Source organism: Nocardia sp. SSK8 (assembly GCF_037034205.1).
GTDB lineage: Bacteria > Actinomycetota > Actinomycetes > Mycobacteriales > Mycobacteriaceae > Nocardia.
The window spans coordinates 275,832-300,880 of sequence record NZ_JBAGKD010000007.1 but is presented as its reverse complement, the minus strand read 5'-3'; the positions used below and the strand labels follow the sequence as shown (position 1 = coordinate 300,880).

24 protein-coding genes are annotated in these 25,049 nt (G+C 69.9%); 16 read left to right on the top strand and 8 right to left on the bottom strand.

Going from position 1 to position 25,049, the window contains the following annotated elements:
- Nucleotide 1 precedes the first annotated feature (1 nt).
- A complete protein-coding gene (locus tag WA675_RS16360) occupies nt 2-4,147 on the bottom strand; it encodes a nucleotide-binding protein (RefSeq protein ID WP_336085336.1) in 4,146 nt (1,381 codons plus the stop codon).
- 271 nt (nt 4,148-4,418) lie between these two features.
- Here WA675_RS16360 and infA point away from each other — a divergent pair, with 271 nt between their 5' ends.
- The 13 genes from infA to WA675_RS16295 all read left to right on the top strand — a co-directional run bounded on the left by infA (nt 4,419) and on the right by WA675_RS16295 (nt 14,091).
- Nucleotides 4,419-4,640, top strand: coding sequence for a translation initiation factor IF-1 (infA, locus tag WA675_RS16355; protein WP_003418601.1), 222 nt, complete (start codon nt 4,419-4,421; stop codon nt 4,638-4,640).
- A 150-nt stretch (nt 4,641-4,790) separates the two neighbouring features.
- Nucleotides 4,791-4,904: a 50S ribosomal protein L36 gene (rpmJ, locus tag WA675_RS16350; RefSeq protein WP_011207363.1), complete on the top strand. Its 114-nt coding sequence runs from the start codon at nt 4,791-4,793 to the stop codon at nt 4,902-4,904.
- 179 nt (nt 4,905-5,083) lie between these two features.
- On the top strand, nt 5,084-5,455 hold the full coding sequence (rpsM, locus tag WA675_RS16345; RefSeq protein WP_019045109.1) for a 30S ribosomal protein S13: 372 nt from the start codon (nt 5,084-5,086) through the stop codon (nt 5,453-5,455).
- 9 nt (nt 5,456-5,464) lie between these two features.
- Nucleotides 5,465-5,878: a 30S ribosomal protein S11 gene (gene rpsK, locus WA675_RS16340; RefSeq protein WP_019045110.1), complete on the top strand. Its 414-nt coding sequence runs from the start codon at nt 5,465-5,467 to the stop codon at nt 5,876-5,878.
- Between the two features lie 22 nt (nt 5,879-5,900).
- Complete coding sequence (gene rpsD, locus WA675_RS16335; RefSeq protein WP_218717566.1) at nt 5,901-6,506, top strand: 30S ribosomal protein S4; 606 nt, start codon at nt 5,901-5,903, stop codon at nt 6,504-6,506.
- A 137-nt stretch (nt 6,507-6,643) separates the two neighbouring features.
- Nucleotides 6,644-7,702 (top strand): DNA-directed RNA polymerase subunit alpha, encoded by a 1,059-nt coding sequence (locus tag WA675_RS16330; protein ID WP_022567324.1) that lies wholly within the window; start codon nt 6,644-6,646, stop codon nt 7,700-7,702.
- A gap of 44 nt (nt 7,703-7,746) precedes the next feature.
- A complete protein-coding gene (rplQ, locus tag WA675_RS16325; RefSeq protein ID WP_336085335.1) occupies nt 7,747-8,250 on the top strand; it encodes a 50S ribosomal protein L17 in 504 nt (167 codons plus the stop codon).
- Between the two features lie 75 nt (nt 8,251-8,325).
- Complete coding sequence (gene truA, locus WA675_RS16320; protein WP_336085334.1) at nt 8,326-9,165, top strand: tRNA pseudouridine(38-40) synthase TruA; 840 nt, start codon at nt 8,326-8,328, stop codon at nt 9,163-9,165.
- Between the two features lie 273 nt (nt 9,166-9,438).
- Nucleotides 9,439-9,813, top strand: coding sequence for an SHOCT domain-containing protein (locus WA675_RS16315; RefSeq protein WP_336085333.1), 375 nt, complete (start codon nt 9,439-9,441; stop codon nt 9,811-9,813).
- 20 nt (nt 9,814-9,833) lie between these two features.
- On the top strand, nt 9,834-10,808 hold the full coding sequence (locus WA675_RS16310) for a helix-turn-helix domain-containing protein (RefSeq protein ID WP_336085332.1): 975 nt from the start codon (nt 9,834-9,836) through the stop codon (nt 10,806-10,808).
- A gap of 306 nt (nt 10,809-11,114) precedes the next feature.
- Nucleotides 11,115-12,032 carry a helix-turn-helix domain-containing protein gene (locus WA675_RS16305; RefSeq protein ID WP_336085331.1) on the top strand — a complete coding sequence of 306 codons (918 nt, stop codon included), beginning with the start codon at nt 11,115-11,117 and terminating at the stop codon, nt 12,030-12,032.
- A complete protein-coding gene (locus WA675_RS16300) occupies nt 12,029-12,997 on the top strand; it encodes a helix-turn-helix domain-containing protein (RefSeq protein ID WP_336085330.1) in 969 nt (322 codons plus the stop codon). Before WA675_RS16305 ends, WA675_RS16300 begins: the two co-directional genes overlap by 4 nt.
- A gap of 188 nt (nt 12,998-13,185) precedes the next feature.
- On the top strand, nt 13,186-14,091 hold the full coding sequence (locus WA675_RS16295; RefSeq protein ID WP_336085329.1) for a nitrilase-related carbon-nitrogen hydrolase: 906 nt from the start codon (nt 13,186-13,188) through the stop codon (nt 14,089-14,091).
- On the opposite strand, the gene WA675_RS16290 is transcribed toward WA675_RS16295, so the two are convergent.
- Nucleotides 14,088-14,414 carry a metal-sensitive transcriptional regulator gene (locus WA675_RS16290; RefSeq protein ID WP_336085328.1) on the bottom strand — a complete coding sequence of 109 codons (327 nt, stop codon included), beginning with the start codon at nt 14,412-14,414 and terminating at the stop codon, nt 14,088-14,090. The two genes, WA675_RS16295 and WA675_RS16290, sit on opposite strands and share 4 nt — an antisense overlap.
- Before the next feature lie 130 nt (nt 14,415-14,544).
- Between WA675_RS16290 and WA675_RS16285 the strand changes: the two genes are divergently transcribed.
- A complete protein-coding gene (locus WA675_RS16285) occupies nt 14,545-15,354 on the top strand; it encodes an S-methyl-5'-thioadenosine phosphorylase (RefSeq protein WP_336085327.1) in 810 nt (269 codons plus the stop codon).
- A 6-nt stretch (nt 15,355-15,360) separates the two neighbouring features.
- On the opposite strand, the gene WA675_RS16280 is transcribed toward WA675_RS16285, so the two are convergent.
- From WA675_RS16280 to WA675_RS16270, 3 genes are all read right to left on the bottom strand, one after another.
- Complete coding sequence (locus WA675_RS16280; protein ID WP_336085325.1) at nt 15,361-16,344, bottom strand: GAF domain-containing protein; 984 nt, start codon at nt 16,342-16,344, stop codon at nt 15,361-15,363.
- A gap of 88 nt (nt 16,345-16,432) precedes the next feature.
- A complete protein-coding gene (locus WA675_RS16275) occupies nt 16,433-16,819 on the bottom strand; it encodes a MerR family transcriptional regulator (RefSeq protein ID WP_336085324.1) in 387 nt (128 codons plus the stop codon).
- A 24-nt stretch (nt 16,820-16,843) separates the two neighbouring features.
- Nucleotides 16,844-17,863 carry an NADP-dependent oxidoreductase gene (locus WA675_RS16270; protein ID WP_336085323.1) on the bottom strand — a complete coding sequence of 340 codons (1,020 nt, stop codon included), beginning with the start codon at nt 17,861-17,863 and terminating at the stop codon, nt 16,844-16,846.
- Nucleotides 17,864-17,931: 68 nt separating this feature from the next.
- Here WA675_RS16270 and WA675_RS16265 point away from each other — a divergent pair, with 68 nt between their 5' ends.
- Nucleotides 17,932-18,492 carry an NADPH-dependent FMN reductase gene (locus WA675_RS16265; protein WP_336085322.1) on the top strand — a complete coding sequence of 187 codons (561 nt, stop codon included), beginning with the start codon at nt 17,932-17,934 and terminating at the stop codon, nt 18,490-18,492.
- Here the strand turns inward: WA675_RS16265 and eccE are convergent.
- Nucleotides 18,489-20,132, bottom strand: coding sequence for a type VII secretion protein EccE (gene eccE / locus WA675_RS16260; RefSeq protein WP_336085321.1), 1,644 nt, complete (start codon nt 20,130-20,132; stop codon nt 18,489-18,491). The two genes, WA675_RS16265 and eccE, sit on opposite strands and share 4 nt — an antisense overlap.
- Nucleotides 20,133-20,234: 102 nt before the next feature.
- Here eccE and eccB point away from each other — a divergent pair, with 102 nt between their 5' ends.
- Nucleotides 20,235-21,716 carry a type VII secretion protein EccB gene (gene eccB / locus WA675_RS16255; RefSeq protein WP_336085320.1) on the top strand — a complete coding sequence of 494 codons (1,482 nt, stop codon included), beginning with the start codon at nt 20,235-20,237 and terminating at the stop codon, nt 21,714-21,716.
- 394 nt (nt 21,717-22,110) lie between these two features.
- On the opposite strand, the gene mycP is transcribed toward eccB, so the two are convergent.
- A complete protein-coding gene (gene mycP, locus WA675_RS16250) occupies nt 22,111-23,523 on the bottom strand; it encodes a type VII secretion-associated serine protease mycosin (protein ID WP_336085319.1) in 1,413 nt (470 codons plus the stop codon).
- Nucleotides 23,520-24,986, bottom strand: a complete 1,467-nt coding sequence (gene eccD, locus WA675_RS16245) for a type VII secretion integral membrane protein EccD (RefSeq protein WP_336085318.1) — start codon at nt 24,984-24,986, stop codon at nt 23,520-23,522. The genes mycP and eccD overlap by 4 nt, the downstream gene beginning before the upstream one ends.
- Nucleotides 24,987-25,049 lie beyond the last annotated feature (63 nt).

Here is a 25,049-nt window from a genome sequence, read left to right as displayed (position 1 = left end):
CTCAGCCGAAGCGGTGGTGGCTGACGCCGAACTCGTCGGCGACGGTCGCCGCCAGCTCCACGTAGGCCCGCTTGGTGGTCTTGTGCAGGCGGTGCAGGTCGATCTCGGCGCCCTCGGACAGGTGCTCGTCGAACGGGATGATGTGCACGGCGCGGCAGCGCGACAGGAAGTACTCACGCAGCTGCTGCACACCGACATTCGGCGAACCCTCACGCGGCAGGTTGATCACCACGACCGCGTTGCGGACCAGGTGATCGTGCCCGTGCAGCGACAGCCAGTCCAGGGTCGCGGCGGCGCTGCGGGCGCCGTCGATCGCGGCCGAGGAGATCAGCACCAGGGAGTGCGCCAGATCCAGCACGCCGGTCATCGCCGAGTGCATCAGGCCGGTGCCGCAGTCGGTGAGGATGATGTTGTAGAAGCGCTGCAGGATCCGCGCGACCGCGCGGTACTCCTCGTCGTTGAACGACTCCGACGCGGCCGGATCCCGTTCGCTGGCAAGCACTTCCAGGCGGCTCGAACTCTGCGAGGTGTGCCTGCGGACATCGGAGTAGCGCTCGATCGAGGGATCGAGCAGCAGGTCGCGCACGGTCGAACGGGTCTGCAACGCGACGCGCTGTGACAGGGTGCCGAAGTCCGGGTTGGCGTCGACGGCGATCACCCGGTCGCCACGGATGGAGGCGAAGATCGAGCCGAGGCCGGTGGTGGTGGTCGTCTTGCCGACACCGCCCTTGAGCGAGAGCACCGCGATCCGGTAGTCACCGCGCACCGGCTGGCGGATGCGCGCCACCAGTTCCTGCAGGCGCAGCTCCTCGGCGGACATGCCCGGGTTGATCGCACCACCCGAAACATGGTGCACCGCTTTACGCCAGCCGCTACCCGGCGCCTTCTTGGCCCGCTTGACCGGCACATTGTCCAGCGACGGAGCCTGGAAACCCGGCTGCTGCTGCGGGTTGCCACCCCAGCCCTGCTGCGGCTGCTGATACTGCTGCGGGGCCTGCTGATACGGCTGGTTCCCCTGATACGGGGGTTGACCGCCGTCCGGCGCGGCGAACTGCTGCGGCGCGCCCTGCTGGTACTGCTGCGGCGCGCTGTTCGGTGCCTGGCCCTGCCACGCCTGCTGCGCGCCATCGGGCATCGCGAACTCGCCGGATCCCTGCGCGGGCCCGGACCCTTGCCGCGACTGGTTCGGGTCCTGCGTGGGCCCACCCTGCCCGTAAGCGCCTGCGCCGTACTCGGATTGCGGCTGCGCCTGCTGCCCCTGCCATGACTGGAACTCACCGGCCTGATTCGGGCCCGGCTGCAGCCGCGGATCATCGGCACGGAACATCTCGGTCTGCGCGTCGGGCGAGGCCTGCACGTCGTGCGTGGGGTCGCCGGGGATCGAATTGTATTGCGTCGCAGGGTGAGCCGGGGCCTGCCCGGAGGCGTAGGGCGACTGGTCGTCCGGGCCAGGCGCGCGCTGCGGGGCGGAGCTGTAGGGCGAGTGCTGCGGGGGGAGCGCGGACGTCGGGATGTCAGCGGGCTGCGTGGGTGTGGCGGCTGCGCCCGAACCGGCGGCTTGGGCATCGTCGGTACGCGAGCTGGTTCCGGCGCCGGTGGCTGAGACTCGCGCGTCACCGGGCATCCCGGTGGCCGAAGCCCGTGTATCGCCGGGCAGGCCGGTGGCGGGGGCCTGCGCATTGCGTGGCCCGCCAGTGACGGCCGCCTGTGTATCGCCAGGCATGCCGGTGGCCGAAGCCTGCGTATCGCCGGGCAGGCCCGTGGCTGCGGCCTGGATGTCGCCGGGTCCGCTGGTGGACGGGCTCTGAGCGTCGCTGGAGACGCCGGTGGCCGAGGCTTGCGGGTCGGCGGTTCCGCCGGTGGCGGAGGTCGGCCGGTCACCGAGGCTGCCGGTGGCCGGATTCGTGCCGACCGCGTTGGAGTGGCGGTGCTCGTCCGCGACCGTCGGGTGTACCTCGGTGGCCTTGGTGTCGGCGGGCGAGGTGACCGGGTCGGGGACCTCGCCCCCGGCCTGCCGGAAAGCATTGGCCGACTGCGTGGGAACGGCCGGAATCCGCGAACCGGCCCCGTCCTGCTGCCTGCCATCCGCGAGATCGGGGCCGCTGGCGCTGTGCCGCCCGGCTGTCGGGTCGGCCAGCCGCGGCGACGCCTGCTCGGCCTCGGCCGAGTCGCCCGCGGCCGCACTCTCAGCTCCAGCAGTGGAAGCTGCCCGCTGCCCAGCGGCTGCCGCCGCCGCCAGCGCGGCCTCGGCGATCGCGATATGCGGATTCGGCTCCCGAGTACCCGCCGAATCCCCGGTCCGCTGCCCGGCCTGTGCCGCGGCGGCCAATGCCGCTTCGGCTGCGGCGATGTGCGGGTTGGGCTCGCGGGTGGCCGCGTCGCCAGTTTGTTGAGGTGCCTGGGCCGCGGCGGCCAATGCCGCTTCCGCTGCGGCGATGTGGGGGTTGGGCTCTTCGGCTGACGGTGCGTCTGTTTGCTGCGGTGCTTGCGCTGCGGCGGCCAGAGCGGCTTCGGCCGCGGCGACGCGGGGCGAGGATTCCGCGGGGGCCGAGGGGGCGGTGAGGCGCTGGGGTGCTTGGGCTGAAGCGGACAGGGCGGCTTCGGCTGCGGCGATGCGTGGGGACGACTCGGCGGGGGTCGACGGGTCGGTGAGGCGCTGGGGGGCGGCTGCGGAACTCGTCGGCGATGCCGGGGCGTCACCGGGGGTGGAGGCCGTGTCTGTCGGCCCGTCCGTTGGGCCGGTGGTCGGCTGGGGCGGGGTGGGGGCCGTCAGGCGGGGTGGGGCCTCGGTGGGGCGGGGGGTCGGCGGGTCCGGGAGGGGTGGTGGGGGTGGCAGGTCGGGGCGTTCGCGCTGGGCGGAGGGGCCCAGGGGAGTGAAGCCGTTCGACGGTGGGGCCGGGGTGCGGGTGGGCAGACCGGGGGTACTGGGTGCGGCGGCCGACGGGTCGCCGGTGGTCCACGGTGCCTGGTCTGGGGTGCCGGGTGTGGAGGTCGGCTGGCCGGTGTTCCACGGTGTTTGGCCGGACGTGCCGGGGCCGGGTGCCGCGCCCTGCGGGCCGGTCGTCGACGGCTGGCCGTTCCACGGTGCCTGATCCGGGGTGCCGGGGCCGGGTGCCGAGGTCGGCCCGGTGGTCCACGGTGTCTGGTCGGGTGCGCTGGATGCCGAGGACGGCTGGCCGGTGGTCCGCGGTGCCTGATCGTGGGCGCCGGGTCCGGGAGCCGAGGTGGGGCCGGTGGTCCACGGTGCCTGGTCGGGCGAGCCGGAGGTCGGTGTGGAGGGCTGGCCGGTGCTCCAGGGCGCCTGGTCTGGGGAGGTGGGGTTCGGTGCTGCGTTCGGCGGGGTGGCGCCGGTCGCCGGTTGGCCGGTGGTCCAGGGCGCCTGGTCAGGCGCGGTGGGGTTCGGTGCGATCGGCGGGGTGGCGCCGGTCGACGGCTGGCCGGTGGTCCAGGGTGCTTGATCGCTGGGTGCCGTGGTCGACGGCTGGCCGTTGTTCCAAGGTGCTTGATCGCTGGGTGCTGTGGCAGGCGGCTGGCCGTTGTTCCAGGGGGCCTGGTCGGGTGCGCCCGCGGTCGGCGGCTGGCCTGCGTTCCAGGGGGCCTGGTCGGCGGGGCCGGGTGCCGGGGTCGGTGGGGTGGCGCGCTGGGCCGTGTTCCACGGTGCCTGGTCGGTGGGCGGCCAGGGCTGGCCGGGGGCGGACTGGTCCGCGGGCTGTTGGTACGGCGGCTGGCCGGGCGGGGTCAGCGGGGTGGCGCCCCAGCCCTGTTGGGGGGCGGACTGCGGGTCGTGGGCGCGCTGGGGCGAGCCTTGCGCGGCGCTGGGGTCGCGGGTGGTTCGGCCGCTCTGCGGGTCGTGCGCGCCGGACTGTGGCGTGCCGGAACCGGGGCCCTGGGGGCCGGAGCTCTGCCGACCGGAGTCGGCGGGCTCGGGGGCCACGTCCTCGGGCTCGCGGTCCTTGCGGCGGCGGCCGCGCTTGTCCTTGCGGCCCGAATCGTCGCCGCGGCTCATGAAGCGGCGGCGTTTGGGGGCCTCGTCGATCAGGTCGTCCTGGGGCAGGTTCTCGACCGGAGCCTCGTAGCCGACCTGTGTGACGTCGCTCTCCGACAGCCACGGCGGCAACATGGGGAGGCTGTCGTTGTTGCGGCTCACCGGCGCGCCTCGCTCACCAGGGTCCCCCGATCTGCTCGACCCACATCTGGACGCCGGTGAGTTTACGCGACAACCCGCGGGTCGTGACGGGCGGTCCAGGGCGGGGCACTGCGCCGCATCCGGGCTACGGTCCGGGGCGTTTTTGCCTCAGGACAGCACGCCCGGTAAGCTTGAGCGGCGGTGCACCCATGCGCCGACTGCTCGCGTGCCAGCGAGCAGCTACGAGGCAATCCAAACTCAGGTTAGAAGCATAACCGGGATCGCGGAGGATATGGCGAAGAAAGACGGGGCCATCGAGGTCGAGGGTCGAGTTGTCGAGCCGCTGCCCAATGCGATGTTCCGGATCGAGCTCGAGAACGGTCACAAGGTTCTCGCGCACATCAGCGGAAAGATGCGGCAGCACTACATTCGCATCCTTCCGGAGGACCGCGTGGTCGTCGAGCTGTCGCCGTACGACCTCTCACGCGGCCGGATTGTCTACCGCTACAAGTGAGACCTGCCTGACGCCGCGAGCCGGAACCGGCACGCGGCGTCGCATGGTGTTCCGGCCCTGGTCGGAGCGCGTAACAAGACTTCCCCAGTCGTCGGCTGGGGAAAAACTGTGTTCACAGACCCCTGTGGGCCAAGAAAAGATTGGACGGACGTGAAGGTTCAGCCGAGCGTCAAGAAGATCTGCGAGAAGTGCAAGGTGATCCGCCGTCACGGCCGGGTCATGGTGATCTGCGACAACCTGCGCCACAAGCAGCGCCAGGGCTGATCCAGCAGCACCGCCGGGCACCGATCGTCTGATCGGACTGACCGAAAAGAAGAACTCCCAGCTCCAGCACGCACGCAGGCTGTGCGCGCCAACCATCGGTACGGAGGCCGGTGCCCCCACTGCGAAGACGGGGGGACGGACAGGGAGCAGACCTCCGCAACCATTAAGGAACCTGCCACATGGCACGTCTGATGGGCGTCGATCTCCCGCGCGAGAAGCGCATGGAGATCGCGTTGACCTACATTTTCGGAATCGGGCGCACCCGCGCCACCGAGATCCTGGCTCAGACCGGCGTCAGCCCGGACCTGCGCTCGAAGGATCTCAGCGACGACGACCTGACCAAGCTCCGCGACTACATCGAGGCGTCGGAGTTCAAGGTCGAAGGTGACCTGCGCCGCGAGGTCCAGGCCGATATTCGCCGCAAGATCGAGATCGGCTGCTACCAGGGCATCCGCCACCGTCGTGGCCTGCCCGTGCGTGGTCAGCGCACCAAGACCAACGCGCGTACGCGTAAGGGTCCGAAGAAGACCGTCGCCGGCAAGAAGAAGTAGGGATAGCGTATGCCTCCGAAGAGCCGGGCCGCTGGCCCGAAGAAGACTCAGAAGTCGCGTCGCCGGGATAAGAAGAACATCCCGCACGGCCACGCGCACATCAAGAGCACGTTCAACAACACGATCGTCTCGATCACCGACCCCGAGGGCAATGTCATCTCGTGGGCCTCGTCGGGTCACGTCGGCTTCAAGGGTTCGCGTAAGAGCACCCCGTTCGCCGCGCAGCTCGCCGCCGAGAACGCTGCCCGCAAGGCGCAGGAGAACGGTGTCAAGAAGGTCGACGTGTTCGTGAAGGGCCCGGGTTCGGGCCGCGAGACCGCGATCCGTTCGCTTCAGGCCGCTGGCCTCGAGGTCGGCTCGATCTCCGATGTCACCCCCCAGCCCCACAACGGCTGCCGGCCGCCCAAGCGCCGTCGCGTCTAGCGGGAAAGGAAACAGCTAAAAAATGGCTCGTTATACAGGCCCCATCACCCGCAAGTCGCGTCGTCTGCGCGTCGACCTCGTCGGAGGCGACCAGGCGTTCGAGCGTCGTCCTTACCCGCCCGGCCAGCACGGCCGCGCGCGGATCAAGGAATCCGAGTACCTGATGCAGCTGCAGGAGAAGCAGAAGGCTCGCTTCTCCTACGGCGTCATGGAGAAGCAGTTCCGTCGCTACTACGAAGAGGCCAACCGCCTCAAGGGCAAGACCGGCGACAACCTGCTCCGTCTGCTCGAGTCGCGTCTGGACAACGTCGTGTACCGCGCCGGTCTGGCGCGTACCCGTCGCCAGGCTCGCCAGCTGGTCAGCCACGGCCACTTCGTCGTCAACGGCGTCAAGGTGAACGTGCCCAGCTACCAGGTCTCCCAGTACGACATCATCGATGTCAAGGAGAAGTCGCTGCCGACCCTGCCGTTCCAGGTCGCGCGCGAGACCGTGGGCGAGCGTCCCGTTCCCGGTTGGCTGCAGGTCGTCCCCGGCCGCCTGCGGATCCTGGTGCACCAGCTCCCCGAGCGTGCCCAGATCGATGTGCCGCTGCAGGAACAGCTCATCGTCGAGTACTACTCGAAGTAATTTGCTGCCGCTGGTGGGCCGTCCTGTCCAACAATGGGCGGCACACCCGCAGGAGGTAGGGGCCGCACCCAGTGGCGGCCCCTGCAATCACTGATTAGGCGTCAAATAGCGGACGCCCTGACAGGAAGTAGATCCTCATGCTGATTTCCCAGCGTCCGACACTGACCGAAGAGGTTGTGGCGGAGAACCGCTCGAAGTTCACCATCGAACCGCTCGAGCCGGGCTTCGGTTACACCCTCGGCAACTCGCTGCGTCGTACCCTGCTGTCCTCCATCCCGGGGGCCGCGGTCACGAGCATCCGCATCGACGGTGTCCTGCACGAGTTCACCACCGTTCCCGGTGTGAAGGAAGACGTCACCGACATCATCCTGAACCTCAAGGGTCTGGTCGTGTCCTCCGAAGAGGACGAGCCGGTCACCATGTACGTGCGTAAGCAGGGCCCGGGCACCGTCACCGCCGGTGACATCGTGCCGCCCGCTGGCGTCGTCGTGCACAACCCGGACATGCACATCGCCACCCTGAACGACAAGGGCAAGCTCGAGATCGAGCTCGTCGTCGAGCGGGGCCGCGGCTACGTGCCCGCCGTGCAGAACAAGGCGACCGGTGCGGAAATCGGCCGGATCCCGGTGGATTCGATCTACTCCCCGGTGCTCAAGGTGACCTACAAGGTCGAGGCCACCCGTGTCGAGCAGCGCACCGACTTCGACCGTCTCATCCTCGACGTGGAGACCAAGAACTCCATCACGGCCCGGGACGCGCTGGCTTCGGCCGGTAAGACCCTGGTCGAGCTCTTCGGGCTGGCCCGTGAGCTCAACGTCGAAGCCGAGGGCATCGAGATCGGCCCCAGCCCGGCCGAGGCGGATCACATCGCCTCCTTCGGGCTGCCGATCGAGGACCTGGACCTCACCGTCCGGTCCTACAACTGCCTCAAGCGCGAGGGTGTGCACACGGTGGGCGAGCTCGTGGCCCGCACCGAGTCGGACCTGCTGGACATCCGCAACTTCGGCCAGAAGTCCATCGACGAGGTCAAGGTCAAGCTGCACGCGCTCGGCCTCTCGCTGAAGGACTCGCCCGCCTCGTTCGACCCGTCCTCCGTGGTGGGTTACGACGCGAGCACCGGCACCTGGAGCGATTCCGGCACCTTCAGTGACACCGACGGCGGCGAGCAGGACTACGCCGAGACCGAACAGCTCTAGATCTCCGGGGGGCACCCCGGACGATCTTTCCCAAGGAGAATCCCATGCCTAAGCCCAAGAAGGGTGCCCGCTTCGGCGGGTCGGCGTCGCACCAGAAGGCGATCTTCGCCAACCTGGCCACGGCGCTTTTCGAGCACGGTCGGATCACGACCACCGAGGCCAAGGCCAAGGCGGTGCGTCCGTACGCCGAGAAGATCATCACCAAGGCGAAGGGCGGCACCCTGGCCGACCGTCGCGAGGTGCTGAAGGTCATCCGCAACAAGGACGTCGTGCACGCCCTGTTCGCGGAGATCGGCCCCTCGTTCGAGGGTCGCGAGGGTGGCTACACCCGCATCACCAAGGCGCTGCCGCGCAAGGGTGACAACGCGCCGATGGCCGTCATCGAGCTCGTCCGCGAGAAGACCGTGACCAACGAGGCCGACCGGGCCCGTCGCGTCGCCGCGTCGCAGAAGGCCGAGGCGCCCGCCGCCGAGGTCGCCGAGGAGAAGACCGAAGAGGTCGTCGCCGAGGCCGCCGACGAGGCCACCGAGGACAAGAAGGACGCCTGATCTTCAGGTAGTTCGATCGAGCCCGTCACCCCGCGTGGGTGGCGGGCTCGGTTCTTTTCACGCGGAGAGGAAGCGATGCAGGAGACCGGCGAGACCACCCGGGTGCGGCTCGGGATCAGTTACGACGGCACCGATTTCACCGGCTGGGCGCGTCAGCCGGGCCTGCGCACGGTGCAGGGCGTGCTGGAGGACTCGCTGTCGAAGGTGTTCCGGGAGCCGATCCAGCTGACCGTGGCCGGGCGCACCGACGCCGGGGTGCACGCCGAGGGCCAGGTCGCGCACTTCGACACCACCGCCGAGTTCGACGGCGCCAAACTCCTGCACCGGATGGCCCGCTTCCTGCCCAAGGATGTGCGCATCACCGCCGCGCGCCCGGCGCCCGCCGAGTTCGACGCCCGCTTCTCCGCCCTGCGCCGCCACTACGTCTACCGCCTCACCACGGCCCCCTACGGCGCCGAACCGCTGCGTGCGCGCAGTGTGGTGGCCTGCAAGCCCGGTGCCGATCTGGACGCCATGCGCGCCGCCTCGCGGAACCTGCTGGGACTGCACGATTTCGCCGCCTTCTGCCGCCGTCGCGAGGGCGCCACCACCGTGCGTGAATTGCAGCGCTTCGACTGGGTGCGCGAGGGCGACGCGCTGACCGCCCATGTCAGCGCCGACGCCTTCTGCTGGTCGATGGTGCGCAGTCTGGTCGGCGCGGTGCTGGCCGTCGGGGAGGGCCGTCGGACACCGGAGTGGGTGGGCGGCCTGCTGGCCGAGACCGCCCGGTCGAGCTCGGTCACCGTGGCGCCCGCGCACGGCCTGAGCCTGATCGCGGTGGATTATCCCGCCGACGCCGAGCTGGCCGCCCGCAATGCCGAAACCCGGGAACTGCGTACGGTGCCCGCGCCGGACGAGGGATGCTGCGGGGACTGATTTCCCGGTGCGCGCCGCATTGTGCGCCCCCGTCGGCGGTGATCGCCAGTGGCGCACCGACATCGATGCCGCTTCGAGACGCACGGGCCGACCTCACCTGCACCGCAAACCATCGGCAACCCGCCGGTGGTGAATTACCCGCGCAGGTGAGAGCGGTCGCGGCGGTTCTCCTTGGTCGATATAACCATTCGGTGCTAACTTCCCCCTCGAAGGCGGGTGCATCGGCAATCGCCCGGGAAATCATTGCCGGATAAAACGATTCAGGGGAACACCATGTCGTTCTGGGACGTTGTCTGGCTCATCATCATGAGCTTCGCATTCATCGCGTATCTGCTGCTGCTCTTCATGATCATTTCCGACCTTTTCCGGGACAAGAAGACCTCCGGCTGGGTGAAAGCGATCTGGGTGGTGTTCCTGTTCATCCTGCCGCTGCTCACCGCACTGGTGTATCTGATCGTGCGTGGCGGCAGTATGTCCGAGCGCGCCGAAGCCGAGGCGAAACAGATCCGGGCCGCGCAGGACGACTACATTCGCGAGACCGCGGGCACCAGCCCCGCCGCGCAGATCGCCGATGCCAAGAAGCTGCTCGACTCCGGTGCGATCACCCAGGCCGAATTCGATCATCTGAAGGCCAAGGCGCTGGGCTGAGTTCATGCCATGATCTCGCCATGGCGTTCGAGGGATTCCCCGAGGTCTGCTCGACCGAGCAGATCCCGGGCCCGGACGCGTTCGGATACTGGGAACAACTGGTCACCGGCGCGCTCACCGAGGTGGCCATCGCGCCGACGGTGCCGCGCACTTTCGCGGGGCGGATCAGATCGGCCGATTTCGGCGAGGTAGCCATCGGCACGGTGGTCGCCCAGGGCCACGAATTGCGGCGCAATCGCCGCCATATCGCCCGGGCCGGGGAATTCCACGTCATCGGCAGTGTGGTGCTGGGTGGCTCGGCCCAGGTGGAACACGCGGGTCACCGGGTCGAGCTCACCCCGGGCTCGATGATCTTCTACGACACCACCCAGCCCATCCGCTGGCGCGCGGACGCCCCGATCGAGGACCTCACCATCCGGGTGCCGCGCCAGCGCGTGGTGGACTTCCTCGGCGTGCGGGCCGAGGCGCTGCCCGCGGGCCGGGTCATCGGCGGCGGCGAAGTGGGGTTCACCCTGGCCCGGTTCTTCCGCAGGGTTGCCGACCTGCACGCCACCGACGCCGCGGCCGCGGCGGTGCTCGCGGCGGGCGGTATCGATCTGCTCGGCGCGGCCGCCGCCATCGCCGCGGGCCGCGAGCCGGGACGGGCCCAGGCCGACGCGGTGACCGCCCAGCAGGTCCTCGATTTCGTACACGCGCACTTCACCGATCCCGGCCTCTCGGCCGACCGGATCGCGACCGGCTGCCGGGTGTCGCGGCGCACGCTGTATCGGCTGGTCGAGGACCTCGACGGCGGGCTCGGGGCGCTGGTGCGGCGGCTGCGGGTGGAGCGCGCGCAGGCGCTGCTGGAGTCCGGGGATCCGCGCTCGATCGCGGAGGTGGCCCTCGCCGCGGGCTTCGCCACCGAACGTCAGTTCTATCGGGCCTTCCGGGCCGCCACCGGCATGACGCCGGGTGAATACCGGATTGTTGCTCGGGGTGGTACCGCCGTCGCCTGAACGGCCGATGCGCGGGGGTTCGAGGTGATATACCTCACGTCGAGAGCTTCGAATATGTTGTTCTCCGAACGGATATCACCAGTAGTAGCCCGTGCTAGTTGAATCTTTGAGCATGCGCGGTGAGCGCGAATGGATGCGTTTCGGTGGAAACGGATCGGATGATCTGGCAGGCTCAGCGACCAGGAGCGTCGGTCTATTCCGGGACGCTCATTGTTTGCTGATCAGTTCGGATTGGGGAGCGAGGTGGTTGGCGTGGACTCGTCGGGGCCTCACGTCGCGAACGAATCGTTTGCGCGGTGGGAGTCGATGCTCTCGGCCAGTTATGTGCCACTGGCGGTGGATTCCGACCGGCAGGGGGGTTTCCACGGCTGGATCGAACGCGCGAGCATGCCGGACTTCGACCTGTCCACGCTCGGCGCGAGCGGGCAGTTCGTGCGGCGCACCGAGCGCTGTATCGGCCGCTCCGACGAGGAGTTCCTGCTGGTCTCCATCCTCACCGAGGGCCTGGGCTCGCTGCATCAGGACGGTCGCGTCGCTGAGGTCACCCCGGGTGACATGGTCTTCTACGACACCAGCAGGCCCTACCACTGGGATCTGTCGGCCGCGGACTGGTCGCAGGTGGTCATCCGGCTGCCGATGGCCGTGGTCGAGGAGCAGTTCGGCACCGATCGCGCGCACCTGCCCACGGCGGTGCGGGTGGCCGCCGACAGCGCGGGCGGGGTGGTCGCCGGGTTCTTCCGCGATCTCGCCAGGATCCAGGCCGAAGCGCCCGGTCAGGCCGCGGTGCTGGCGGGCAACGCGGTGAACCTGCTGTCCTCGGCCGTGCGCCTGGCCGCGGGCGACCTGCCGACCGGCCAGCCCGCCCAGGCGCTCACCCGCGAACAGGTGCTGGCCTTCATGCGTAGCCACTGCGCCGACCCGGCCCTGACCGTCGACGAGATCGCCCGATCCTGTCTGGTCTCGCGCCGCACGCTCTACCGGCTCTTCGACGATGTGGGCGAGAGCCTCAGCGCCGTGCTGCGGCGCATGCGGGTCGACGGCGCTCGCGCGCTGCTCGCCCGCGAACCAGGCCGCCCGGCCTCCTCGGTCGCGTTCTCGGCCGGTTTCGCCTCCGAACGGCATTTCTTCCGGGCATTCCGGCTGGAGATGGGCATGACACCGGGGGAGTACCGGATGCTCGCGGCGACGCCGACCGGCGGCGGGCTGCGCGGCGTTACCGCATGAGCGCGGCGCGCAGCGCGCTCGTCGACGTGCGCAGCGGCCCCGAGCTCGCGCCGAAAGTGGCGCTGGAGCGGTGGGAAGCGGCGATGAGCGAGACCTACATCCCGCTGGCCGTCGCGCCGCACCGCGTCGAGGGTTTCGGCGGGCGGATCGCGGCCACCGAGTTCGACGGGCTGCTGGTCACCTCGGTGCAGGCCGCCGCGCAGACCGTGCGGCGCACGCCCCGCCTGGTCGCGGCCGCCGCGGACCGCTACATCCTGGCCAGCATCTATCTGAGCGGGCGCGGAGTGATGCACCAGGACGGCCGGGAGGCCCATATCGGCGCGGGCGACATGGTGTTCTACGACAGCGCCCGGCCGTACCGGTGGGAGATCGACGAACCGTTCGACAAGGTGGTCGTGCAGGTGCCGATGGCGCGGCTGGCCGCGGCGGCCGGTCCGGCGGCACGCACCGTGCCCACCGCGATCGCGGTCGGCCCCGAACATCCCGCGGCCGCGGTCGGCGCGTACTTCCGCGGGCTGGCCCGGTTGCAGCGCACCGACCCGGTCCGCGCCGCCGAACTGGCCACGCACGGGCCCGGCCTGATGGCCTCGGCGCTGCACCTGCTCGCCGGTCCGGGCGAGCCGCCCACGGCCGAGCTGACCAGGGCGCGCGTGCTCGCCTTCATGCGCAAACGCTGCGCCGACGCCGAACTGACGGTCGAGGCCGTCGCCCGCCGCTTCGCGGTCTCCCCGCGCACGCTGTACCGGCTGTTCGAGGGTGCGGAGAGCCCGGCCCGGCGGCTGCTGCGGATGCGGCTGGACCATGCCTGCGCATTACTGCGCGACTGCCCGTCGCGGTCCGTCCGGGAAGTGGCCGCGGCCGCCGGTTTCAGCGCCGAGCGCCACTTCTATCGGGTATTCCACGCCGAGCTCGGGATGACCCCCGGTGACTATCGCGCGGCCATCTCGCTGTGCCCCGCCGGTTGATCGGAATACGTTCGCGGCGAATACTGTCGGTGTTGCCGAATTCGATGCCGGTCGCATTTCGGCGGGTTGGCACGGACGGTCAGTCGCCTGGCACGGTATGACAGTTTGGTGCGCGCCTATCTGCGAGAGAGTGAATCGAACACTTTTCACGGATGAGCGACAGGGGTCACGGGATGAGCCGAGTACGCGTGGCTGCGGTGCAAGCCGAGCCGAAGTGGTTGAACTTGTCTGCGGGGGTCGAGCAGGCCATCGAATACATCGATACGGCGGCCGACGGGGGTGCGCGGCTGGTGGCCTTTCCAGAGACATTCCTGCCGGGATTTCCGTGGTGGATGTGGTTGAACTCGGTGGACTGGGGTGAGGAGTTCCTGGCCAGGTACCTGTCGAACGCGCTGACCGCCGACGGACCCGAACTCCGGGCGATCGGTTACGCGGCGCGGCGGAAAGGCATTCACGTCTCGATCGGTTTCGCCGAACGGGCCGGGCGCGAGGTATTCATGGCCCAGGCGCTGATCGACGGCGAGGGCACCATCTCGGTGGTCCGCAAGGCCGAGCCCACCGGCCTGGAACGCACCGTGTTCAGCCCGTCCGACGGCGGCCTGCTCGTCCGCGACACCGAACACGGCCGGGTCGGCGTGCTCGGCGGCGCCGATCATCTGCGCGCCGAACTGCGGGCCCGCATGCACGAACAACGCGAGCAGATCCATATCGCGGCCTGGTCGGGCTTCACGGTGTACTACGGCGAGGGCAAGGAGTGGGGTCCGGAACTCAATACCGCCGCCAGCGTGCGCTACGCCATGGACGGCGCGACGCACGTGATCGCGCCGGTCGCGGTGGTGCCGGTGGCGGGCTGGGAGGTGGTCGACGCGCGGATGCCCGATCGGCGGCTGCTGCACGGCGGCGGCGGGGTCTCGCGGATCTTCGGGCCCGGCGGGCTGGAGCTCGCCGCGCCGCTGGGCGAGGGCGAGGAGGGCGTGATCTTCGCGGATCTGGACGTCAACCGGTCGCCGCGCCCGGCCCCGCACACCGACCGGCCGACCTCCTTCCGCACCCCCAGCGGCCGGATCGCCCGCCGGGAGCCCGCACACACCTAGGAGCGGACCAGGCGGGCGATCGCGTCGGTGGCTTCCTTGATCTTGGCCTCGGCCTCGGGGCCGCCCGCGACCGCGGCGTCCACGACGCAGTGACTGATGTGGTCCTCGAGCAGGCCCATCGCGACGGCCTGCAGGGCCTTGGTCATCGCCGAGACCTGGGTGAGGATGTCGATGCAGTACTTCTCCTCCTCGACCATCCGCTGCAGGCCGCGGGCCTGGCCCTCGATGCGGCGCAGGCGCTTGAGGTAGTCGTCCTTGGCGGTGATGTAGCCGTGGGCCGCGTGGTCGCAGCCGGGCTCGGTCTCGGGGGTGGGTGCGGTCACCGTGGTCTCCTCGCCTGCCGGGGTGCTCGCCGGGCGAGCTGATACCCCCCTAGGGTACAGAATCCGGCGGGTATTGTCAGGTCGGATCCCGGTGCCGCGCCCGACCAGCCAAGACGGGAGAATCACCGGTATGAGTTCGCTTCCCCGGCCCGCCCTCGCCGTCATCGGCGGCAGCGGTTTCTATGACTTCTTCGACAACGACGCCACCCACGTCGAGGTCGACACCCCCTACGGCGCCCCGAGCGCGCCCGTCGCGATCGGCGAGGTGGACGGTCGCGCGGTGGCCTTCCTGCCGCGCCACGGCAAACAGCACGAGTTCGCCCCGCATACCCTGCCCTACCAGGCCAACCTCTGGGCGCTGCGCTCGCTGGGCGTGCGCCGGGTGTTCGCGCCGTGCGCGGTCGGCAGCCTGCGCGCCGACTGGGGGCCGGGCACCGTCGCGGTGCCGGATCAGCTCGTCGACCGGACCTCGGGCCGCCCGCAGACCTACTTCGACGGCGGCGGGGTGCACGTCTCCTTCGCCGATCCGTACTGCGACGAGCTGCGTGCCGCGGCGGTCAAGTCCGCGGGTGACGATCTGCGCGTCGAGGACGGCGGCACCATGGTCGTGGTGCAGGGCCCGCGCTTCTCCACCCGCGCGGAGAGCCGCTGGTTCGCCGGGCAGGGCTGGGACCTGGTCAATATGACCGGGCACCCGGAAGCCGTGCTAGCCCGCGAGCTGGAGATGTGCTACTCGGCGGTCGCGCTGATCACCGATCTCGACGCGGGTCTCGAAGAGGGCGACGGCGTGCATGCGGTGGACGTGTTCGCCGAGTTCAAGAAGAACCTGGGCCCGTTCAAGGAACTGCTGCGCCGGGCCGTCTCGGCGGTCGAGGGCACCGAGACCTGCGACCGCTGCCGCGTGCACGCCGGGGTCTCGCTGCCCTTCGAACTGCCCTGACCCCGCTCACCGTGGCGGCGTGGTGACCTGCAGCTGAGCCAGCACGAAGGTGGGCACCACGTCGCTGCCGGGCAGCGGCGAGACCTCGACGTCGGCGGTGAGCCAGCCGCCGTTCTCGGCGGCCAGCCGCAGCGCGGGCAGCGCGGCCCTGGTGGCGCCCGCCATGATCTGCGCGCGCACGGCGGCGATGCGGGCGCGGTCGTCGGGATGCGGCACGGTGCGCTCGTCGACCCCGCGCCAGCGCAGGCCCGGCACCGGCTCGGTCACCCAGCGCACCGCCCGCACCTGGGCGGTGTCCAGGATGACCAGGTAGAGCCCCGGCTGGGTGTCACGCAGCAGTTCCAGCGTGGCCGCCTCGAACGATTTGGGCTGGGGGACAACGCTGTCGGTGACATCCACGGCCAGGCCGCGCCAGTCGAAGCGGCGCCGCTCGGCGGCGCTGTTGCGGGCCGCCAGCAGCAGCGAGCGCGGTCCGCTCGCCGAGCGCACCGTCGCGATGGCCGACCACCGGCTGCCGGGCTCCGAACGGGTCAGCGCCGCCACCACGTCCAGCGCGCCGTCGAAGCGCTCGATGCGCTGGAACTGTTCGGCCCCGGTGTATTCGACCGGCGTTGACCCGAAATGCGGGCCCAGCCCGGAGGGCATGGTGCGGACCACGCGGGCGCGCGCGTCGATCTCGAACGGCGCGACCCCGAGTTCCTCGGCCGGGGCCTGCGGACCCACCCACACCCGCACGGCGTGTACCCCGGCATCGGCCCACAGCACGGGAACGGCTCGGAAGTTGGCCTCCGACCAGGGATTTCGCGACTTCGGCAGAACCTGATCGACCGGCGCCCCGGTGGCGTGCGCGGTGGCGACGAGCGGTCGCAGCCGGGCCGGGATCGCCCGCTGATACGAAGCCCAGTCCCGGGGGGTGGTCCCGGTCGTCAGCATCGACCAGGTATCCGGTGCCCCCAGGGTCTCCACCAGCTGCCATCGCCCGATGATCACCACTTCCCCCTTCGCGTCACCACCCCGCCTACGACTCACGACCGGACCATCGTGCCCGATCGATCGCGCGCGGTGTGGACGGGGCGGCTCAGCGTGCCGGATCCTCCCCGGCCAGCCACGGCATCCGCTCGACCAGCCGATCGCGCAGCTCGGTGAGCCGGGCGATGCGGCGGTTCAGCTCGGCCACCCGCGGTCGCCCCACTGCCGCGTACCCGTTGACACAGCGCGGTTCGAACGGAAACTGTTCGGGCAGTTCGCGATCCAGGTACGGCTGGAAGGCGCGCACGTCCTCGACGGTGAAGCCGATCTCGAGCAGTTCGCGGATATTGCGAACCCGCGCGACGGCCTCCTCGTCGTAGCGGCGATAGCCCGCGGACGTGCGCTCGCTGGTGAGCAGGCCGAGTTCCTCGTAGAAGCGCAGTGCCCGCCGCGTCACCCCGGTGCGCGCTGCGAGTTCCCCGATGAGCATGATCATCCCTTCGCCGCTGTGGTGATCGGGTCAACGCGAATGCCGCACGACAACCTTCCCGCGATACCTCCCGCGCACCAGATCCAGCAGCGCTCGCGGGGCGTTCGCCAGGCCGTCGACCACCGTCTCGGTCTGCGTGATCGCGCCCTCGGCGAGCCATTCCCGCAGGCGCGTACCGAATTCCGGGACCAGGTGCGGGTAGTCGAACGCGGTGAACCCGCGCAGTGTCAGCCGCTTGCCGATCACCGGCAGCAGGTCGCCGGGCCCGGCATCGGGTGTGCCGCCCGCGCGCTGGCGGGCCAGGGCGCCGCACAGGGCGACGCGCCCGCCCGGATTCATCACCTCGACGGCGGCGCGCAGCTGGTCGCCGCCGACGGTGTCGAAGTAGACGTCGATCCCGTCGGGGGCGAGCGCGCGCAGCCGGTCGGCGACCGGGCCGTCGTGATAGTCGAAGGCGGCGTCGAAGCCCAGTTCGTCGACGGCGTAGGCCACCTTCGCCGCCGATCCCGCACTGCCGATGACCCGCCCGGCGCCCAGCAGCCGGGCCAGCTGACCCGTCAGTCCGCCGGTGGCGCCCGCCGCGCTGGAGACGAAAACCGTGTCGCCCGGGCGCATCCCGGCCACCTCAGTGAGTCCGGCGTAGGCGGCCAGGCCGAAGCCGAGATGGGTCGAGGGCGAGTCGTAGGCGTGTGCGTCGACCGCGCGCACCGCTGTTGCCTCGGTCACCGCGTAGTCGCGCCAGCCCAGCCGGTGCACCACCAGGGTGCCCGGCGCCAGGCTCGCGTCCCGTGACGCCACCACCTCGCCGATCGCGTCACCGCTGAGCGGTTCGCCGATCCCGAAGGGTGGCAGCGGGATTCCCGGATAGTCACCGATGCGCATGAGCAGGCCGGGGTCGAGCGAGGTGAACAGGTTGCGGATCAGGACCTGGCCGGGCGCGGGTTCGGCGACGGGCAGGTCGACGAGGGCGAAATCGGTCGGTGCCGGGAAACCGGCGGGGCGGGTGATCAGCTGGATCGCACTGCTCGTGCGGGCGATGGTCTCGATCATGGCCCGACGCTAAAGCTTCACGTATGCGTGAAGGTCAAGCCCGGCGCGCGCGGGGATAGGCTCGGCGGATGGAGACAGCGTTGCGGTTGGAGGTCATCGTCGCCAGCACCCGTCCCGAGCGGTTCGCGCCGGTGGTGGCGGACTGGTTCCTCGCGGCGGCGCGGCAGCGGCCCGAATTCGAGGTCGGGGTGCTGGATCTGCGTGAGCTCGTGCTCCCGGGGGACCTGGTCGAGACGCCGGAGGTGGCGCGGTTTCGGGACCGGATCGGGGCGGCCGACGGGTTCGTCGCGGTCACCTCGGAGTACAACCACGGCTATCCGGCATCGCTGAAAACCGCGCTGGACAGCGTCAAACACGAATGGCGGGCCAAGCCGATCGGGTTCGTGTCCTACGGCGGGCTCTCCGGCGGGTTGCGCGCGGTCGAGCAGTTGCGGCAGGTGGTCGCCGAGTTACACATGGTCTCGGTGCGCGAGTCGGTGAGTTTCGCACAGGCCAAGCGCCGCTTCGACGCCGCCGGTGCCACCGACGATCGCGCCGCGACCGACGCGTCGGCCCGGATGCTCGGCCAGCTGGCCTGGTGGGGGCGGACGCTGCGCGCTGCGCGGACCGCCGATCCCTATCCGGGCTAGGCGCTGGCCATCTGGCGCTGCCCGCGCGGCTGACCGATGTAGGTCGCCTCGCGCGGGATGGACACCAGGCTCAGGTTCACCCGCGTGGTGCCGGTGCGCAGCACCACCCGGTTGCCGACCGCGCCCGGCTGGAAGATCTCCAGGTCGGGACGCGAGGCGGGCCAGCCGTTGGGGTCGCCGGTGAGGTAGATGGTGGTGACACCCGCGTGCGGGGCCGGGGCCAGCACGCCGTCGACGATGGTCGCGGTGAAACCCGCGTCGGACTGGTGGGTCTCGACCGCGATGGTGAGCCGTTCCGGGTTGCCGACGGTGTTCACCAGGTGCTCCCAGGCCTGCGCCCGGTCGGTGCGTACCAGCACCCGCTCACCCACGGCCAGCGCGCGGAACACCAGCTGCTGGGCCAGATACAGCTCGCCCGCCACGTAGACGGTGGAGATGCCGGAACCGATGATCCTGGCCGCGACGCCGTTGCCCTCGTCGTCGGAACCGAGCAGCTGACCACAGCCCGCCGAGGGCAGGTGCAGCGCGCCGATGACGTCGATCGGGTACTCGGTGGTCGGGATGGTGTCGTCCAGGCCGGGCACCGCGATCGGCAGGTGCGCGAGCAGCGCGTCACGGTGGCGGCCGTTCATCGACACCATGCCCTTGGTCTTGGCCTTCTCCGGCAGCTCCCGGGCGGTCAGCCGCCAGGCCGCGCCGACGCTCACCGATTCGGCGTCGCTGCCGGGACGCAGCCGCACCGAGACCGTGGTGCCGCGCGAGGGCGCCACCCACAGCTGGGCCAGCAGGTCCGAACCGAGCTGCTTGGGGTCGACCGCGCTGCCGATATTGACCGCGTTGCCGATCTCGGCGTACTTCCAGCGCTCGCTGAGCGTGCGTGGATCCAGGCCCGCGGTGATCTGCTGCACGGCCTTGCGGATCTCGGGGGCGGTGAGGATACGGGCGTTGCAGTCGGCGTCCTCGAGCGTGCGCATGATGCGCTGGGTGGCGATGGTGACCGCGCGCGAGGCGCCGTCGGTGCCGCCGCCGCGGCGCTCGGCCGCGTCCGGGCAGCGCACCGCGTCGAAGCTGATGGCCAGCCAGACCGTGCGGTGCGCGGTCGCGGGCAATGGGCCGAGCAGCGATTCGTAGATCGCGCCCGCGGGCGTGCCGGAGCGGCTGCGGTGGCCGTGGCTGATGATGTCGATGCCGCTGAGCAGGATGTCGTGCTGGTTGAGGCAGGCGGCCAGCTCGGGCAGCGGGAGCAGGTGCGAGGCGTGCACGGTGGTGCGGGCGATGCGGGTCAGCCCGCCGCGCGGCGGCAGCACCTCGACCACGGTGACCACCCGGCTGCCGTCCCAGTACAGGCCGAGGGAACGGCCGTCGGTGTCGCGGAAGTCGACCGTGTCACCGAGGGTGTACTCGCGCTTGCCGAAGTAGCGGCGCAGGGTGGCGATCCAGTCGAGCAGGGGACGCTTGCCGAGCGGGATCAGCGGGATCAGCGCGACCACGACGCCGATGCCCAGCGCGATCCACGGGTTCAGCCCGGCCACCACCGCGATCACCCCGACGATCAGGCCGATGACCTGCGCGGTCAGCAGATGCGGCAAGGTGATCCGGCCGAACAGCGGGCGCGGTCCCGTACCGGTGAACTCGGCCATTCGTTCCTCCCCCAGGTACCCGGCCGACAGCCGAATGCGAACAAGTGCTGCGGGGAACTGTACTGTGTTGCCCGGACGAGAGCACTGTTCGGGGGAGGAACCATGCCTTCAAAACCCACAACGCGCTGGCAGGTCAGCGGTTACCGCTTCCTGGTGCGGCGGATGGAGCACGCCCTGGTGCGCCGGGACGTGCGCATGTTGCACGATCCGATGCGCGCGCAGACCCGTGCCTATGTGGTGGGACTGGTGCTCGGCATCGTCGTGCTGGCCGGTTGTGGCGTGCTCGCGCTGCTCAAGCCGCAGGACAAGATCGGCGACAACAAGATCCTGATCGCCAAGGAATCCGGCGGCGTCTACGTGGTCATCGACAATGTCGTGCACCCCGCGCTGAACCTCGCCTCCGCCCGGCTGGCCGCCGGTGAGGCGTCGAAGGCCGCGGTGGTCAAGGAATCCGAGCTGAGCAAGAAGCCGCGCGGCCAGCTCATCGGCATTCCCGGCGCGCCCACGTCGATCCTCTACGACAAGGACGGCAAGGGCCGGATCTGGACGGTGTGCGACCGGCTCAAGGCCGACGGCAGCGCCGATCTGACCACCTCGGTGCTGGCGGGTTCGCTGGACCTGGGGGCCAAGGCGGCCAAGCTCGATGCGGGCAAGGCGCTGCTGGTCCAGGGCAAGGACGCGGTCTACCTGGTGTACGACGGCAAGCGGGCGCGCGTGAAGATGGACGATGCCCCCGTCGTCCAGGCGCTCGGGATCAGCGGCGCGACCCCGCGCACCATCAGCGAGGGTCTGCTCAACGCGATTCCCGAGGTGCTGCCGATCATCACCCCGACCATCGACAACCCGGGCGGTGTGCCGACCTACAACGTCAGCGGTCACCGGATCGGTGACGTCGTGCAGGTCTTCAACGAGTCCAACCAGAACTACGTGGTGCTCCAGGACGGGCTGCAGCCGATCTCCGCGCTGACCGCGCAGATCATCCGGAACTTCTATCCGACGATCATGAACGGCACCACCATCCAGTCCACGGACCGCACCTACGCGCCGAAGGTGCAGAACCCGCTGAAGGTGGACCACTACCCGGCCGACCGCCCGAACCTGGTCTCCGACAAGGACAAGCCTGTCAGCTGCATGTCCTGGAAGCCCATCGCCGGTGCCACCGACAATGCCGACGGCACCGCCCGCGCGGAACTCGAGCTGCTCACCGGCATCGACCTGCCGATCCCGGACAAGGCCAAGCTGGTCGACCTGGCCCAGGCCGACGGCGCGGGCCCCAACGCCGACTCGGTCTACATCCCGCCCGCCTCCGGCGCCTACGTCCAGTCCACCGGCATCGAGCCCGACAGCCGCCGCAAGGACAGCCTCTTCTACATCGCCGACACCGGCGTCCGCTTCGGCATCAAGAACGCCGACGCGGTGAAGGCCCTCGGCCTCGAATCGGTCACCGCCGAACCGGCCCCCTGGCCGATCATCGGCCTGCTGGCCGGTGGCCCCAGCTTGGGCCGCGAGGACGCCATGGTCGCCCACGACGGCATCGCCCCGGACCCGTCACCCGCGAAGAAGCCGGTCGCCCAGGTCAACTGAATCCTGTCGGGGGATAGCCCGCAGCCGGTCCTGACCGACCGGCTGCGGGCTTTTATTTGTCAATGAGCGGCAGTTCGGTTGCCCTCGCTTGTGCGAGCAGGGTAACCCGGCTCCGGAGTTGGCTGTGATCCAGGTCACGTAGCATGATCGGGCGCGGACGCGGTACCCGTCCGAAGAAGCTTGTCAGATGGCAAAGCCGCCTCGTAAAGCAGCCAACGATCCGATCTACAGCTGTGAGTACGCGGGTGATGGAACGTGGAGCATGAGCGCCCTGGGTTTCTGATCCGCGGGTCGCCGCGATAGGAGGCCGACTGCCTCATCGCGTCACCGACTAAGGCCGTCGGGACTGTGCTCGGGTGAAAACCCGGCACAGTCCCGACGGCCTTGTCGTAGATCAGAGATCGTCCGAGGACATCCCGAACTTGCGGCGGATCGGGAACGAAGCAAGCACACCGAGCGTCAGGATCAACGCAATCGCCCCGGTGCCGATCAGCGCCACGTTCCGGGCCAGATGATCCGGGGCGGGCTCGGGCGCGGGCACCGCGAGCTGGACGCTGCGCGGCGGTGAGGCCTGCTTGGGCGGCAGTTCGGTGGGAACCTCGTTGGTCAACGCCGCGACGGGATCGACTGTGCCGTAACCGATGTAGGGGTTCCATCCTTCGGCAGGTGCGTGGGCGGTGGCTTCCAGTCGTTCGATGACCTGTTTGGCGGACAGCTCGGGGAACCGGTCACGAACCAGCGCGGCCACACCCGCCACATACGGCGAGGCGAAGCTGGTGCCGCTGTAGGCGAGATACTTGCCCTGGCTGTCGTACTTGCCGTTGGAGATGCCGGTCGTGCGAGCATCCAGCGAAGTGATGCCCTCACCCGGCGCGGCGATACCTACCCACGGGCCGGGCACAGTGAACGAGGACGGTGCGCCGTTGTTGTCGACCGAGCCGACCGACAGCACATATTCGTCGAACCAAGCCGGGCTCACATAGGTCCGAATGGATTCCCACAGGTCCTGCGCCGGCTTGAGCGGATCCGGAGTCGGATTGCCATTCTTGCAGCTGTCAGAATTGCCTGCCGAGCTGACGATGACGGCATTCTTTTCCACCGCTGCATACCGAACCGCGGCACCGAGGGCACCGTAGGCGGCGTCTTTTACCGACGACTCGTCGGTACAGGCAACCAGCGAGATGTTGATGACCGTTGCGCCGAAATCCGCCGCTCGGCGGATGGCCGCAGCGAGCGTGGACACCTTGCCGTAGCTGTCGGGAAAGTCGTCGGGTGACTTGTTACGTCCGGCGCCTTCTGCCTGCCATAGCGCGCTGGTCTGGCGAATGCTGAGAATGCGTGCTTCTGGCGCGACACCGGCGAAACCTTGACCGTCGATCTTGGTCGCACCGATGATCCCCGCGACGACGGTGCCGTGCACGTCGCAGTCGTCGGTGCCGTCACCGCCCGCCGCCACATAGTCGCCGCCGTGCCACAGATCCGGCAGTCGCGGATGCGGCGCGACCCCCGTGTCGATCACGGCGACGAGCTGCCCCGCGCCGCGGGAGAATTCCCATGCGCGATCGAGGTCGAGGGAACGTTGACTGGTCGGAACGGCGACCTCGGTGGTCGGCTGGGTGCGGTAGCACATGCCGTTCACACCGCTACCCTGCTCGGTCTTGTCCGGCGGCGCCGCCGGATCACCGGCGGGTAGCAGACCCATATCGATCGCCGGTGGTCGGTCGGCCGACGCGGTTCCGCTCAGCCCGACCCCGGCGCTCAGGCCGACGGCCAGCGTGACCGCCGTCAGCCGAAGGCCCAGCCTCACAGCCCGCGGACCAGTGAGTAGAGATCAGCGACCCAGAACACCAGCGGCAGTACCGCGGCGACGAACGCGTATTCCAGCAGTTCGGCGGCCCGGCGCATCGGCGGGGTGGCCGACTGGTTCGGCACGATCAGGCCGATGACCAGGGCGGCGATCAGGATCGTCACGGCCGCGCCGAACACCATCAGCGGCTGTTCCATCTCGACCGAGACACCGATCAGCATGAGCAGCACGATCGCCGCGCCGCCCGCGATGAGCACGATGGCCTGTTCGGCGCCCGCGTAGGTGCGGCTGCGGAACATCAGCACCACCGAGCACACCAGCGCCAGCGCGATGCCGGGCCAGAATGGATCGTCGGCGCCCGCGTCGGTGGCCAGCAGCGCACCGGCGACGGTGACCAGGGTGGTCGCCGAGACGAGTCCGGCCAGGTAGTTGCGGGCCCGCTCGGACCGGGCGCGCAGCGCGTCCAGGGTGGGCAGCGCGCGGTGGTCGTCGGGATCGTCCTCGGTGGGATCGATCGGGGTACCGGGGGAGGGAACCGGCGGCAGCGGCAGCTTGGCCAGCAGCATCGACACCCGCGGCGAGAGCGACAGCGCGGCCAGGCCGAGCGCCGCCACGACCGCGCCGACCGCCTTGACCGGCTGATCCGAGAGCAGTCCGACCAAGGCCGCGGGCACGATGAAGACCGAGACGGTCGCCGCGCCGATGAACAGCGCAAGGCCGACCCCGGTGACGCGCCAGGCCAGCACCGCCGTGGCGCCGAGCAGCGCCCCGCCCAGCAGCAGATGCGCCCAGCCGTAGTGATCGGGGACCAGCAGCATGCCGCCGGTGAACGCGGTCGGCAGCGCGCAGCCGCCGAGGACCAGCGCCGCGGAGGTGTCGCCGTACATGCGGCTGAGCACCGTGCCCGCGACCACACACAGGATGGCGACGAACAGTGCGACCGAGCCGGTGATCCAGGACGGCAGCGCGCCCGGCGCGGCCAGCAGACCGAAGCAGCCGACCAGCATGGTCACCGCGGCCAGTACCGAGCCGGTGATCCGGGCGGTCTTGGGCGTCCAGCTGCGGTAGTGCTCGGCGTCGGCGATCGCGACGTTATACATGATGTCGTCGAACAGCGGCGTCGGCGCGGTGTGCGAGGCGCTCTCGAGCATGAGCAGCTCGCCGTCGCGCACGCCCTGCTCACCCAGGCTCAGCGAGTTCGAGAACGGCGGGTGACCGATGCGCGCGAGCACCCATTCGGCGGGCTCGTAGCGCTCGCCCTCGTTGTCGAACGTATTGGATCGGCTGTGCTGAGCGACCATGTCGACCACGCTCGGAATCACCAGCGCCACCGGCACATCGACCGGGATGGCCATATCGACCTGCGTGTGCTTGGCCAGAATGGTCACCCGGGCGAGATCCGGCGCGCGAACGATACCGCGCGCGGAGTCTTCATCCACATGATCGAGTCGCGCGTGCGTCAAAACTCCCCCAACTCCGTCTCTACCTCGTGTTTCCGCTCGACCACTGGAGATGATCGACAGTTT

What these genes read in the sequence shown, in the direction of transcription:
- eccE (WP_336085321.1), bottom strand. Translation starts at nt 20,132, where the DNA reads ATGGCCGAGTTCACCGGTACGGGACCGCGCCCGCTGTTCGGCCGGATC.
- WA675_RS16305 (WP_336085331.1), top strand. Translation starts at nt 11,115, where the DNA reads ATGCTCTCGGCCAGTTATGTGCCACTGGCGGTGGATTCCGACCGGCAG.
- WA675_RS16275 (WP_336085324.1), bottom strand. Translation starts at nt 16,819, where the DNA reads ATGATCATGCTCATCGGGGAACTCGCAGCGCGCACCGGGGTGACGCGG.
- infA (WP_003418601.1), top strand. Translation starts at nt 4,419, where the DNA reads ATGGCGAAGAAAGACGGGGCCATCGAGGTCGAGGGTCGAGTTGTCGAG.
- WA675_RS16310 (WP_336085332.1), top strand. Translation starts at nt 9,834, where the DNA reads ATGGCGTTCGAGGGATTCCCCGAGGTCTGCTCGACCGAGCAGATCCCG.
- rpsM (WP_019045109.1), top strand. Translation starts at nt 5,084, where the DNA reads ATGGCACGTCTGATGGGCGTCGATCTCCCGCGCGAGAAGCGCATGGAG.
- WA675_RS16315 (WP_336085333.1), top strand. Translation starts at nt 9,439, where the DNA reads ATGTCGTTCTGGGACGTTGTCTGGCTCATCATCATGAGCTTCGCATTC.
- truA (WP_336085334.1), top strand. Translation starts at nt 8,326, where the DNA reads ATGCAGGAGACCGGCGAGACCACCCGGGTGCGGCTCGGGATCAGTTAC.
- rpsK (WP_019045110.1), top strand. Translation starts at nt 5,465, where the DNA reads ATGCCTCCGAAGAGCCGGGCCGCTGGCCCGAAGAAGACTCAGAAGTCG.
- WA675_RS16330 (WP_022567324.1), top strand. Translation starts at nt 6,644, where the DNA reads ATGCTGATTTCCCAGCGTCCGACACTGACCGAAGAGGTTGTGGCGGAG.
- WA675_RS16285 (WP_336085327.1), top strand. Translation starts at nt 14,545, where the DNA reads ATGAGTTCGCTTCCCCGGCCCGCCCTCGCCGTCATCGGCGGCAGCGGT.
- rplQ (WP_336085335.1), top strand. Translation starts at nt 7,747, where the DNA reads ATGCCTAAGCCCAAGAAGGGTGCCCGCTTCGGCGGGTCGGCGTCGCAC.
- eccB (WP_336085320.1), top strand. Translation starts at nt 20,235, where the DNA reads ATGCCTTCAAAACCCACAACGCGCTGGCAGGTCAGCGGTTACCGCTTC.
- WA675_RS16265 (WP_336085322.1), top strand. Translation starts at nt 17,932, where the DNA reads ATGGAGACAGCGTTGCGGTTGGAGGTCATCGTCGCCAGCACCCGTCCC.
- WA675_RS16300 (WP_336085330.1), top strand. Translation starts at nt 12,029, where the DNA reads ATGAGCGCGGCGCGCAGCGCGCTCGTCGACGTGCGCAGCGGCCCCGAG.
- WA675_RS16270 (WP_336085323.1), bottom strand. Translation starts at nt 17,863, where the DNA reads ATGATCGAGACCATCGCCCGCACGAGCAGTGCGATCCAGCTGATCACC.
- rpsD (WP_218717566.1), top strand. Translation starts at nt 5,901, where the DNA reads ATGGCTCGTTATACAGGCCCCATCACCCGCAAGTCGCGTCGTCTGCGC.